We start from the raw sequence: 13121 nt of genomic DNA on the forward strand, positions 1-13121 counted from the left end.
GGATCACAAACGACGAAAAACCGATCAAGATTCACGAGCCCCCAATGGTATTCGCTGGCGTCATTTGCCTGGAGCAGTTCTCCATCACCTTACGCTTGCGCCACGCTGTCGTCACCAACAGATGGGCTATCACAAGGCCCAAGGCCCCTGTCGCCGCCATCATGACTGTCCTGACTCGTTGTGGCCTTGACGGACGCTCCGGTGGTTGAGCCACATCGACGACTTGAATGACAGCGCCCTCTCTGGCTTCATCAAGCTTCGCCATTTCAAACTGTTTGGCAAACATGTCAAACAGAAGTTCCTGATACTTGAATTCTCTGTAAGTACTGAGGTAGTCGCCGGAAGGCTCCCCTTTGGGGGCCACCTCCATTCGGCCCAACTGGGATTTCAACGCATCCAAGTTCGCATGCGCCAGCTTGACTTCGGCAGACTGCGGGGTTGCGATTCGCAATAGGGCATCCAGACGGACCTGAGCCTCCATGACCCGAGCTTTCACAGATGCGTAAGCATCCGCAGCAGCCTTGGGCTCAGCCCTCAATGCACCTTCGTTGATCCCACTTGCCTGCAACGCTCCTTGGGCGCTGGCCAAACGGTCCCTGGCCTTCTGCAATTGCTGCTCAAAGAACGCCCGTCGTTGCTGGGCCTCTGTGACGGCCAACTCCGAAGTCAACCGTCGAAGTTGTTCAACATATTCGTTGGCCACACTGGCTGCCCTGACTGGATCAGTATCGTCAACCTCAACCGACATCAAACCGCTGCGCTTTCCCGCATCGATGCGGACATAGGCAGCAAGGGCTCGTCGGGTGTCATCGCCATTTGCCGTTCCGTATACAGCCTTCAACTGGCGGGCTTCAATCACCCGATTGGCGACGTTCACTGACTGCATCAGTGCGATGTACTGATCTGTTGGGGTTCGTGCGCCGACTGAAGCACCAGTCAAACTGGCCAACGCGCCCAAAGATTGCATGGCCACGGCCGTGGCGCTTTGTGGCTGTTGAGGGGGCAAGAACACAGATCGCGCCGTGAAAACTGGTTGCACCAAGTACGTGGCGCCGAACGCCACAGCACCAACCAACAGCGGCCAGCCAACCAAAGATTTGCTGTTTCTCGCGATCAACTGGAGCAGGTCAACACCGCCCACGCTTGATTGATCTTGGTCATGCACATCCATCATCCGCCTCACTCACGCAATGTCTTGATCGCCGCAGCCCCAAGACTGAACTGATAGATGATCTGCGTGATGTCCTTCGCATTGCGCGTGAACACACTCCATGCGCTCTCGTGGTCCGTCTTTTCAGGCAACACGATCACGTCACCAGGTAGCACGCGTGCCCTACTCGGCGAACTGAACCACCCTCCGGTATCGGACAGCACACTGCCATCTGCACGCAAGACGAACAACTGATCAACATCAGCACCGCTCGTCAGCCCTGACTGGTTCAGATAGTCCTGAACCGTTGCCCCATCACGCCAGATCAAGGATGACTCGGTGTTGACCGACCCCAGCACGTACACAAAGTCTGGCCGGGCAGGCACCACCAATCGATCCTGGTTTTCCAGCCTCAAGGCGGGGAGCTTATTCGCTTGTACACCGTCTGAGACAAGCCCAAGCATGATCCGCCCGGAAGGCTTCAGATTGCGCAAACGATCCAGCGCTTGCCGTTGGGCCTGGGCTTCCGCCTGAATGCGCAATTGAGCGACACCTGCATCTGTACCCGACACGCTCGCGGCAGAGGAACTCAAACGCGTCTCAACTTGCGACTCCAACCGGCGCACCAGTTGATCAAGGTTGGCCGCTTGCGCACGCTTGACTTCTTCGCGATAGAAGGCGGCACCAAACAGATAGGCATCCGCCGTCAGGCCACCAGCTTGGTCGATCAAGTGAGGCAAGCCATCACCAGGGCGCATCTGGTAGATGCCTGGGCGCTGAACCTCACCTTCCACACGCACATAAACCTGCCGCTTGGCCTGCGGCACGCGCACATCGTTCACCGAAAACACCGTAACGACATCACCCGCTTGCAGGGGCAGGTTATCCGGGCTGTTTGCATCATCCAGTGCCTTGCCGAGGCTGAAAGGCAGCAGCTTCACGGACACATTGGCCACATCCACGCGTTCGATCACGGCATAGTCCAGGTTGATCTCGTCAACCAGATTGCCAATGCGACCAGCCAAGGTATCCACAGAGTCACCAACCTGCTTGGCGTTCTGCCCCGGTTGATCCGTCGGCCTGCCGTCGTATAGATTGAACGCATCAGATGCAACCGCATTGCGCTTGTCCTGATCGCTCAGCAAAACGTCGTTCTGGCGTTTCACTGAGGCCCTGGACATCAAGTAGGCACGATCAGGAATCAGATCGCGTATCTTCATGCCAGGGCGCCATGGATTTCGCACAGGCTGCGCCACGGTCCCGCGCAAAGTCACAGCATTGCCAAACTCAGGCACCAACTCCGAGACGGTCAGGATGTCGCCGCTCTTGAGTTTTCTGGCCAAGCCGGAGCCATCCAATGCAAACACCTCGACGCTACGCGCAGGCTTCTTGTTGGGATCCAAGCGCTCCAGTTGCGCACGCTTTGGATCAGCCACCACAGGCAATCCACCAGCCACAGCCAGCATGGCCCCCAGCGTTTCACCGTCATTGGCCAGTTCATAGACGGCCGAGTTGGACACCTTGCCCGACAGCGCCACGTAACCGCGCGCAGCAGGAATCACGATGGTGTCGCCATCCTGCAGTTTGATGTCAGCGGATTTGTCGCCCTTGGCCAGGAAGGTATAGAGGTCAAGTTCGGTCACCAGCTTTTCAGCACGCTTGACCTGCACGCGTCGCATGCTGCCCGTTTGGCTGGGGCCACCGCTGGCAAACAAGGCAGAGATGAGTGTCGAGTTGCTGGACAACGCGTAAGAACCAGGCTTGCGTGCCTGCCCGACCACGTACACAGTGATGCCGCGCAATTGCCCCAAGGTCACGCTCAGTTGGAAATCACGGTAGTACTTGCCGACTGCAGCACGAATCACATCCTCTGCCTGGCCGCTGCGAATCCCACTCAAATTGATCTTGCCAATGCGTGGAATGTGGATCTGGCCATCACGGTCCACCACGGCCCGCACGTCGATGTCGACCGAGCCCCACCCGCGCACCTGCAACTCATCGCCAGGCCCGACGCGGTAATCGGGCGACACTGGTGTGTTGCCCTGCGGCACATACAGTGGGGAAGCTGACTGGCTGAAAAAACCTGAGCCAAAGAGTGGCAAGGCCTGCCCCGACGTTTCAAGCACGAAACGTTGGAAATCATTGGGGGGAAGGGCCTTGGGCGGCGCCGACAAGGCACCAGGCCCACCACTGAGCCCCGCTTGAAGCGCACGGTCGTCCGATGAGGCGCTTTGCCGAATGACAGGCAGAGCGGTAGCCCCAGACTCGTTGCCCTGAACAACACCCGCCGATGCGCCGCTGCCAACACGCCCGGACGAGCTCCCGCCCCCGCTGAACTGCCCATACGAAGGCGGCACCACCACGGACAAAGACAACAACAAAACCAGTATTCGGCTTACCGGGTGCAGGCGGCGCTGTGTCATGACCCCAATTCTTTCATCTGAAAAGCTCGGTTCATTGTAGGGGCGCAACCCCCTTGAATCGGGGCGTTGCGCTGATGCGACCGCGCCATGGCAATCCCCAATGTCCGCCCCGGATCACACCATAGCTATTTCTTATCGACAACATACAAGCGATTGACTTCCATTATTTTCAGCACAAGCCTACAGTAACCACATCGCAGCCGAATTCACCCAACAGATACTTAAGGAGCCCACCATGAGCACCCCCTTCCACGATCCCGCCTCGGTCACCATCCAGAACCTGGAAGCCGCGTTCGCCGGTGAGTCCATGGCCCACATCAAGTACCGATACTTCGCCAAGCTCTGCCGCGAAATGGGTGACGAAGAAACCGCCCTGCACTTCGAGCACACCGCCGATCAGGAGATCCTGCACGCTTTCGGCCACCTCGATCTGCTCTTCCCCAAGGCCAACATGAGCCCGGCCAAGGCGCTGCAGTTCGCCATCGAAGGCGAAACCTACGAATACACCACCATGTACCCGAGCTTCAGAAACGCCGCAGTCGAGGAAGGCCGCACGGATGCCGTGAAAGAGATCGACGAGCAGATTGAAGAATCCAAAGTGCACGCGGCACAATTCAAGGCTGTGCTCGAAAAAGCTGCCAAGCGCTTTGCCGCGCTGGCCAAGGTCGAGGAAAAGCACGCCAACGCCTACCAGGCGGTGCTGGACAAGATTTCGGCCTGATTCGGGTTCAAGTCGCCACTTTCAAACGCCGACATCGTTGAGCGTGGCGCCGAATCCCCCTTTTTGACGCGTGCAAGCCCGGGGCGCCGCCTTGACTTGCATCAGAATCCACCTCCGTTTTTGGAAGAAACGAACATGAAAACTTATCAATGCGTTGTCTGCGGCTACATCTATGACGAAGCCAAGGGCGCACCTGAAGATGGCATCGCTCCCGGCACCAAGTGGGAAGACGTGCCCGACACCTGGGAATGCCCGGACTGCGGCGTCGGCAAGTCCGACTTCGAGATGATCGAGATCTGATATGAGCGAAGCGGTCGTCATCATCGGCTCGGGTCTGGCTGGCTACAACGTGGCCCGCGAACTGCGCAAGGCCGACGCCAACGTGCCCATCGTGGTCGTCAGCCGAGACCACGCGGGCTTCTATTCCAAGCCCATGTTGTCCAACGCCCTGGCGGGCAAGAAAACGGCCGCCACGCTGGTGATGAAGACCGCCGAGAAGATGTCGGAAGACATCAAGGGCCGCGTGATCGCCAACAGCGAGGTCACCGGCATCGACACCCAGGCCCGCACCCTGACCCTGGCTGGCGGCGAGGTGCTGCCTTACCGCGATCTGGTGCTGGCCCTGGGCGCCGACCCGATCCGCCTGCCCTTGACTGGTGATGCGGCTGACACCGTGCTGTCCGTCAATGATCTGGATGACTTTGCGAAGTTCGCCGAGGCGCTGGACACGGCCGCTGGCGGCCAGCCCGTCAAGCGCGTGGCCATTCTGGGCGCCGGCCTGATCGGCTGCGAGTTCGCCAACGACCTGCTGCACCGCGGGATCGAGCCCACCGTGCTGGATCTGGCCGATCGCGTGCTGTCGCGCCTGTTGCCGCCCGAAGCCAGCCAGTTGCTGCAGGACAAGCTGCAAGCCGGTGGCACGAGCTTTCGCTTTGGCGTGGGCGCCAGCAGCATCGACAAGGCCGGCAATGGCCTGAAGGTGACGCTCAGCGATGGCAACACGCTGGAGACCGATCTGGTGCTGTCGGCCATCGGCCTCAAGCCCCGCACGCACCTGGCCACGCAAGCCGGCGCTGAGGTGGGGCGAGGCGTGAAGGTCAACCGCGAGTTGGCCACCAATGTGCCGCACGTCTACGCCGTGGGCGATTGCGCTGAGGTGGAAGGCCATCTGCTGCCTTACGTGATGCCACTGATGCAGCAGGCACGTGCGCTGGCCGCCACGCTGTCGGGCAAGGCCACACCTGTGGCTTACCCCGCCATGCCCGTGGTCGTGAAGACGCCCGCCTGGCCCACCGTGGTGTGCCCGCCGCCTGCCAACGCGGCAGGCCAATGGGTGGTGACGAGCACGGAAGAATCGGTCGAAGCCCGTTTCACGGCCGCCGATAACCCTGAGCAACTGCTGGGCTTTGCCCTGCAAGGCAAGGCCGTGACGCAACGTCAGGCCATGGCAGCCCTGGTACCGGCCATCCTGGCCTGAGCCTCGGTCAAAACTGCCTCATGAGCCCGCTCGGGGCTCATGCACCGATTCAACCGGCCCGCGACACTGTGTCAGCGGCCGGTTTGAACACGCACGCGGATTGCGTTAACCTTAAGCCCCTTTTTGGCCAGCACCTCGATCAGGCGCGGCTGAAGCTGGCGCAACTTGGCTGACACGGCCGCGTTGGCGGCCAGCAGCGTCCATCCTTCGTCGTCGACCGGGCCTGCCTTGACATAAGGGGCCATGGCTGGCGGCAGGAAGACGCGCACTGCCTCCAGGCACGCCTGAGACATCTGCAGCCTCTGCATGAGGCTGGCAAGCTGGTTCGAGCGCCCCATGGCCGTGGTCACCTGAGGTACGTCAGGTGTCATGGGCTTGTAAGTGGCGGTTCGGGTGTAGCGGCTTGCGCTCATAGGACGTCAGGCCAGGTGGTTGGCAGGCTCAAGATTCAGATGGTTCGATGCGGAAGGTTCTTGCATGCAGATTTTGATCACGACCAGCGCCCTGTCGCGAACCCGCGTGCTGCAGTTTACGCCCGTGACCCTGGTGTTGGCACTGTTGGCGCTGGCCCTGCCGACGATGATGCTCAGCCTGATGCTCTACCACGCGGTGGTGCTCAAGGCCGCGCACGAGCACTGGCCGGTGATCTCTCAGGCAGTGCGTTACGTGGAGCAACAGGAGTTTGCGCAACGCGATCGTTACATGCGTGAGAACCTGGATGCGATGGCCGCCAAGGTGGGTGACCTGCAGGCCAAATTGATGCGGCTGGAGGCCGTGAGCGAGCGCGTGGCCGGCATGGCAGGCATGAAGCCCGACGAACTCAAGAAGATCGAGGCGGAACCCAAGGGCGCATCTGGCGGCCCCCTGGTCAGCATGCTGGACGACAAACCCACATCTCGCATCCTGCAGGAACTCAATGAGCACATGGGCCATTTGCAGGCAAGCAGTGAGCGCGATGCTGATGTGTTCACCCTGATCGAGTCCCATCTGTTTGAAAAGCGACTGGAAGCCTTGATGGTGCCCAGCAGTGCGCCCGTGATCGGCCCGGTCGGATCGGGCTTCGGCTTTCGCACCGACCCGTTCACGCATCGCCCGGCGCTGCACACGGGGCTGGATTTCCCGGCTGATCCGGGCACGTCGATCATGGCGGCCGCCGGTGGCGTGGTGCTGTCGGCTGGGCCTCATCCGCAATACGGTCAACTGGTGGAGCTGGATCATGGCAACGGCCTGGTGACCCGCTATGCCCACACCTCGCGCATGTTGGCCAAGCAAGGCGATCTGGTCAAGCGCGGCCAGAAGATCGCCGAGGTCGGCAACACGGGGCGCTCAACCGGCCCGCACCTGCACTTCGAGGTGCTGGTGGAAGGGGTGCAGCAGAACCCGGCCAAGTTCCTGGCCAGCCAGCCACCTGCTGGCGGCCCCGGTTCACCAAAGAGCAACATCGCCTCAATAAAATAAGCCTTCATGCAGGGTCGCACAATCAAGCGTCTGGGCTGGCACCTGCTGCTGGCCCTGGTCATGCTGCTGATGCAGCAGGCCGGCTTGCGCCACGCCCTGCAACACACCACGCGTGACGATGGCAACCAGGCGCACACCCTGTGTGTGGAGTGCCTGGCCCATCACGCGGCAGATGCCAGTGTGGCGCCCTCCAAGGCTGCACTGGCACTGGCCCATTTCGAGCATGTGCAGACTGCGGACACCGCTCAGCCGCAATGTGCTGGAAGCGCGCCCGGCGCCTACCTCGCACGCGCACCGCCTGCCCTCTTTTCTGCCTGATTCGTTCACGCCTGACGGGCCGTGCGACGCTGCATGCGTTCGCCCGCCCTGCCTGGCGTGTGCCTGACGATCCTGGCCACCTGAGCACTCAGGCTGGCCGCAGAAGAGACTTTTCCATCATGCGTATTCATTCGTCTGGCCGCGAAGGCCTGGACGCGCACGGCCATGCCGCCGCCGCGTCATCATCCTCATCACAACTGACATCGCCCCTGCCATCCTCCATGGCACGCACGGCCGCCTTGGGTGCCATGAGCATCCTGGCCACACTGGCCACGCACGCGCAAGCGGCGGCGGCCACTCCAACGGTCACGACCAACGCGGACGCACAGACCGTATCGGAGCTGCGCCGCCAAATTGACGACATGCGTCGGCAATACGAGACCCGACTCAAGGAGCTGGAAGCCCGCCTGGATCAGGTTCAACAAGCACAGACAGGCTCGCCCAACGCGGCACCTGCGGAGCCGGTATCGCCAGCCAGCACGGCCAATGGCTTCAATCCCATGGTCACGGTGATCCTGAGTGGCACGTATGCCAGCCTGTCCAAGGACCCAGGTACCTGGCGGCTCAGCGGCTTCATCCCCGGCGGCGACGAGATCGGACCTGGTCAACGCGGCTTCAGCCTGGGTGAGTCCGAGCTCACGCTCAGCGCCAACATCGACCCCTGGTGGTATGGCGCACTGACCCTGGCGGTGTCGCCGGAAGACACGATCTCGGCCGAAGAAGCCTTTGTGCAGACCACAGCGCTGCCAGCAGGACTCAAGCTCAAGGTGGGCCGATTCTTCTCGGGCCTGGGTTACCTCAACGAGCAACATGCCCACACCTGGGACTTTGTGGATGCACCGCTGGCTTACCAGGCCTTCCTGGGCGGCCAGTACAAGCAGGAGGGCGTGCAGCTCAAATGGCTGGCCCCCACCGATCAGTTCATCGAACTGGGCGCGGAGCTGGGCAATGGCCACAGCTTCCCTGGCAATGACCGCAACCGGAATTCGGCCGGCTCTGTCTCACTGTTTGCCCACACCGGTGGCGACTTGGGCAAAAGCCACAGCTGGCGTGCCGGCCTGAGCTGGTTGAGCACCAAGGCTCAGGACCGCGCCTGGGATGCCGTCGATGCGGCTGATCAAAGCGTGAGCAACGCCTTCACCGGCAACAGCCGCATGTGGGTGGCCGATGCCGTATGGAAATGGGCGCCGAACGGCAATGCCAAGGTCACCAACTTCAAGCTGCAAGGCGAGTACTTCCGCCGCACCGAATCCGGCGAGGTGGTGTACGACACGGGCAATGCGGCCACACCTGGCGATTACCGCTCGGCGCAATCGGGCTGGTACCTGCAAGGCATCTACCAGCTCACCACGGGCTGGCGCGTCGGCTTGCGTCATGACGAGCTCAACAGCGGCACGGTGGACTACGGCCTCAACACGCCAAGCCTCGTGCTGACCGACTACAAGCCCCAGCGTGACAGCCTGATGCTGGACTGGTCGCCCAGCGAATTCAGCCGCTGGCGCCTGCAGGTGAGCAATGACCGCTCACGCGAAGGCGTCAACGACAGGCAACTGTTCCTGCAGTACCAGATGAGCCTGGGTGCGCACGGCGCCCACAGCTACTGAGCCACGCGATGAACATGATTCGGAGCACACACATGACGAAGTTTTCTGCCATCCGCGGGCTGTCCATCGGTGCAGGCCTCGCGCTCAGCCTGATCAGCCCACACGCGCAAGCCATCAAGGTCTTTGCCTGCGAGCCTGAATGGGCTGCCCTGACCAAGGAACTGGCCGGCGACCAGGCCAGCATCTACACCGCCACCAACGCCCTGCAGGATCCGCATCAAGTGCAGGCCAAACCCAGCCTGATCGCCGCCGTGCGCAATGCCGAACTGATGGTGTGCACGGGTGCCGAGCTGGAAGCGGGCTGGTTGCCCGTGCTCTTGCGCCAGTCTGGCAACCCGGCCGTGCAAACCGGCCAGCCCGGCCAGTTCAACGCGGCCGACTACGTGCGCAAGCTGGAGGTGCCCACCCGACTGGACCGTGCCGATGGTGATGTGCACGCATCCGGCAACCCGCATATCCAGACAGATCCGCGCAACATCGCGGCAGTAGCGCAAGCCTTGGCCAAACGCCTGGCTGAAGTCGATGCAGCGCATGCGACGGTCTACCAGGCGCGCCTGGCAGATTTCAACACGCGCTGGAACCAGGCCATGACGCGCTGGACGCAAGCGGCTGCGCCACTCAAGGGCATGCCCATCGTGGTACAGCACAAGGGCTTTCCTTATCTGGAGGCCTGGCTGGGCCTGACCCAGGTCACCTCGCTGGAGCCCAAACCAGGCGTGGAGCCCAGCAGTGCCTACCTGTCCACCGTGCTCACCCAATTGCAGAAGCAACCCGCCAAGGTGATCATCCGCGCCGCCTACAACGATGGGCGCGGGTCGTTATGGCTGTCGGAGCGTGCGCGCATCCCGGTGGCCGTGCTGCCCTTCACCGTGGGCGGCAGCGACAAGGCCAAGGATCTGTTCGGCCTGTTTGACGACACCATCGAGCAACTGCTCAAAGCCAGCAAGGGATAAGCGCCATGGGCAGCCTGAGTGTGCATGAGGTGGACTGGTCCATCGTAGGCCCGGCCCTGATCGCCGGTTTGCTGGTGCTGGCCACGCACGTGCCACTGGGGCTGCAGGTGCTGCGCAAGGGCATCGTCTTCATCGACCTGGCGATCGCGCAGATCGCCGGGCTGGGGGTGATCGCAGCCGACGCGCTGGGCTGGGAGCCGCAAGGCTGGGCCGTGCAAGGTGCAGCGGTGCTGGCCGCCCTGAGCGGTGCAGCCTTGCTGACCTGGACCGAAAAACGCTGGCCCGAGATCCAGGAGGCCCTGATCGGCACCCTGTTTGTGCTGGCTTCCTGTGTGGGCATTCTGCTGCTGGCGGGCAACCCGCATGGCGGTGAACACCTCAAGGATCTGCTGGTAGGTCAGATTCTGTGGGTCTCGACCGGGCAACTGTGGGCGGTGGCCGGCCTGTCAGCGTTGGTGCTGGCCCTGTGGTTCGGCCTGGGCGCGCGCCTGGGGCGGGCCGGTTTTTACCTGCTGTTTGCCCTGGCCGTGACGGCCTCCGTTCAACTCGTTGGGGTCTATCTGGTGTTCAGCAGCCTGATCATGCCGGCGCTGGCGGTGCGAAACGCGCTCCCTGGACGGCAATTGACGCTGGCCTGGGGGGCGGGCGCCCTGGCCTACGCCCTGGGGCTGGCTTTGTCCGCCATGGTGGACATGCCCTCCGGCGCAGTGGTCGTGCTGGCCATGGCGCTGATCTGCATCGCCTTGAGTGCCATGATCCGAAAACGGCCTGAAACGCCCTGAAACAAGTTCCCCGCCCTGCACCCTTGAATAAGGGCGGGGAAAGCCCCTCCTAGGAAGGACGCGAGCGCGTCGCAGAAGCGTCACCCCTGGGTGCTACACTTTTTGGCTTTGGTTGACTGGGGAAATTGTCCCTGGCGGCCTCGTGCTGACCACGTGGTCAACACACCGATCGATTGGATTGATAGCTCCATGTTGCCCAAGATACTGACTTCGATTTTTGGTAGCCGTAACGAACGCCTGCTCAAGGAGTACCGGCGTACGGTAGCCAAGATCAATGCGCTGGAGCCCACTTTCGAGCCCTTGAGCGACGATCAACTGCGCGCCAAGACCGAAGAGTTCAAGCAACGCGTGGCCAAGGGCGAGTCGCTCGACGCCATCCTGCCCGAGGCGTTTGCGTTGGTGCGTGAAGGCTCCAAGCGCGTCTTCAAGATGCGCCACTTCGATGTGCAGATGCTGGGCGGCCTGTCGCTGCACAACGGCAAGATCGCCGAAATGCGCACCGGCGAAGGCAAGACGCTGACCGCCACCCTGCCCGTCTACCTCAATGCCCTGAGCGGCAAGGGCGTACACCTGGTGACGGTGAACGACTACCTCGCACGCCGTGACGCCGAGTGGATGGGCAAGCTCTACAACTTCCTGGGTCTGAGCGTGGGCATCAACCTGCCCCAGATGCCCCGCGAAGAAAAGCAGGCTGCCTACGCCGCCGACATCACCTACGGTACGAACAACGAATACGGCTTCGACTACCTGCGTGACAACATGGTCTACGAGCTCGAAGACCGTGTGCAGCGTGGCCTGAACTACGCCATCGTCGACGAAGTGGACTCGATCCTGATCGACGAAGCCCGTACACCGCTGATCATCTCCGGCCAGGCCGAAGACCACACCGAGATGTATGTGCGCATCAACGCCGTGGTGCCCAAGCTCAAGAAGCAAATCGGTGAAGCCGACCCGCGCACCGGCGAAGGTGTGATCGAGCCCGGCGACTTCACCGCCGACGAAAAATCCCGCCAGGTCTTCCTGACCGAAGACGGCCATGAAAACGCCGAGCGCCTGCTGCTGGAAGCCGGCCTGCTGGTCGAAGGCGCCAGCCTGTACGACGCGGCCAACATCACCTTGATGCACCACGTGTACGCCGCCCTGCGTGCGCACCACCTGTTCAACAAGGACCAGCATTACGTGGTCCAGAACGGCGAAGTCGTCATCGTCGATGAATTCACCGGCCGCCTGATGGCTGGCCGCCGCTGGTCCGATGGCCTGCACCAGGCCGTTGAAGCCAAGGAAGGCGTGCACATCCAGGCCGAGAACCAGACGCTGGCCTCGATCACCTTCCAGAACTATTTCCGCATGTACGGCAAGCTCTCGGGCATGACCGGCACCGCCGACACCGAGGCCTATGAATTCCAGGAAATCTACGGTCTGGAAACGATCGTCATCCCCCCCAACCGCATCCTCGCGCGCAAAGACCAGCTCGATCTGGTCTACAAGACCGCCAAGGAAAAGTATCAAGCTATCGCTGCGGACATCAAGGAATGCCATGAGCGTGGTCAGCCAACCCTGGTTGGCACAACCAGCATCGAAAACTCTGAACTGATCGCGCAACTGCTGACCCGTGAAGGCCTGCCACATCAGGTGCTCAACGCCAAGCAGCACGCCCGCGAAGCCGAGATCGTGGCCCAGGCTGGCCGCCCTGGCGTGATCACGATCGCCACCAACATGGCCGGTCGTGGTACCGACATCGTGCTGGGTGGCAACGTCGAGAACGACATCAAGCTCATCGAAGCCGACGAGGCCCTGGATCACGCGGCCAAGGAAGCCAAGATCGCTGCCCTGAAGGCTGAGCAGGCCAAGCTGAACGAGCAGGTCAAGGCCGCTGGCGGCTTGCGCATCATCGCCACCGAGCGCCACGAATCGCGTCGTATCGACAACCAGTTGCGTGGCCGTGCCGGTCGCCAAGGTGACCCAGGTTCCTCGCGCTTCTACCTGTCGCTGGACGATCCGCTGATGCGCATCTTTGCCGGTGACCGCGTGCGCGCCATCATGGACCGCCTGAAGATGCCCGAAGGCGAAGCCATCGAAGCCGGTATCGTGACGCGCTCCATCGAAAGCGCCCAGCGCAAGGTGGAAGGCCACAACTTCGACATGCGCAAGCAGCTGCTGGAGTACGACGACGTGTCGAACGACCAGCGCAAGGTCATCTACCAGCAGCGCAACGAGATCCTCGAAACCGTGGAC

12 protein-coding genes are annotated in these 13121 nt (G+C 61.8%); 9 read left to right on the forward strand and 3 right to left on the reverse strand.

The window, feature by feature from the left end:
- Positions 1–31 precede the first annotated feature (31 nt).
- Complete coding sequence (locus tag HY836_RS05465) at positions 32–1171, reverse strand: lipopolysaccharide biosynthesis protein (protein WP_290674348.1); 1140 nt, start codon at positions 1169–1171, stop codon at positions 32–34.
- An 8-nt stretch (positions 1172–1179) separates the two neighbouring features.
- Positions 1180–3573: an SLBB domain-containing protein gene (locus tag HY836_RS05470; protein ID WP_290674350.1), complete on the reverse strand. Its 2394-nt coding sequence runs from the start codon at positions 3571–3573 to the stop codon at positions 1180–1182.
- Positions 3574–3808: 235 nt separating this feature from the next.
- On the opposite strand from HY836_RS05470, the gene HY836_RS05475 reads away from it, so the two are divergent.
- The 3 genes from HY836_RS05475 (at position 3809) to HY836_RS05485 (ending at position 5771) form a co-directional block, all read left to right on the forward strand.
- Positions 3809–4294, forward strand: a complete 486-nt coding sequence (locus tag HY836_RS05475) for a rubrerythrin family protein (protein ID WP_290674352.1) — start codon at positions 3809–3811, stop codon at positions 4292–4294.
- Positions 4295–4429: 135 nt separating this feature from the next.
- Positions 4430–4594, forward strand: a complete 165-nt coding sequence (locus HY836_RS05480) for a rubredoxin (protein WP_290674354.1) — start codon at positions 4430–4432, stop codon at positions 4592–4594.
- Position 4595: 1 nt separating this feature from the next.
- The gene (locus HY836_RS05485) at positions 4596–5771 is read left to right on the forward strand and encodes an FAD-dependent oxidoreductase (protein WP_290674356.1); all 1176 of its coding nucleotides are present in this window, start codon (positions 4596–4598) and stop codon (positions 5769–5771) included.
- Between the two features lie 71 nt (positions 5772–5842).
- Here HY836_RS05485 and HY836_RS05490 read toward each other — a convergent pair whose 3' ends face one another.
- The gene (locus HY836_RS05490; protein WP_290674358.1) at positions 5843–6184 is read right to left on the reverse strand and encodes a DciA family protein; all 342 of its coding nucleotides are present in this window, start codon (positions 6182–6184) and stop codon (positions 5843–5845) included.
- 64 nt (positions 6185–6248) lie between these two features.
- Between HY836_RS05490 and HY836_RS05495 the strand changes: the two genes are divergently transcribed.
- From HY836_RS05495 to secA, 6 genes are all read left to right on the forward strand, one after another.
- A complete protein-coding gene (locus HY836_RS05495; RefSeq protein WP_290674360.1) occupies positions 6249–7229 on the forward strand; it encodes a M23 family metallopeptidase in 981 nt (326 codons plus the stop codon).
- 6 nt (positions 7230–7235) lie between these two features.
- Positions 7236–7547, forward strand: coding sequence for a hypothetical protein (locus HY836_RS05500; RefSeq protein WP_290674361.1), 312 nt, complete (start codon positions 7236–7238; stop codon positions 7545–7547).
- A 119-nt stretch (positions 7548–7666) separates the two neighbouring features.
- Positions 7667–9151 (forward strand): TonB-dependent receptor, encoded by a 1485-nt coding sequence (locus HY836_RS05505; protein WP_290674363.1) that lies wholly within the window; start codon positions 7667–7669, stop codon positions 9149–9151.
- Between the two features lie 32 nt (positions 9152–9183).
- Complete coding sequence (locus HY836_RS05510) at positions 9184–10104, forward strand: zinc ABC transporter substrate-binding protein (RefSeq protein ID WP_290674365.1); 921 nt, start codon at positions 9184–9186, stop codon at positions 10102–10104.
- A gap of 5 nt (positions 10105–10109) precedes the next feature.
- Positions 10110–10886, forward strand: a complete 777-nt coding sequence (locus HY836_RS05515) for a metal ABC transporter permease (protein ID WP_290674367.1) — start codon at positions 10110–10112, stop codon at positions 10884–10886.
- Positions 10887–11075: 189 nt separating this feature from the next.
- A partial coding sequence (secA, locus tag HY836_RS05520; RefSeq protein WP_290674369.1) for a preprotein translocase subunit SecA occupies positions 11076–13121 on the forward strand: 2046 nt, incomplete at its 3' end.

Source organism: Aquabacterium sp. (assembly GCF_016234775.1).
Classification (GTDB): Bacteria; Pseudomonadota; Gammaproteobacteria; order Burkholderiales; family Burkholderiaceae_C; genus Aquabacterium.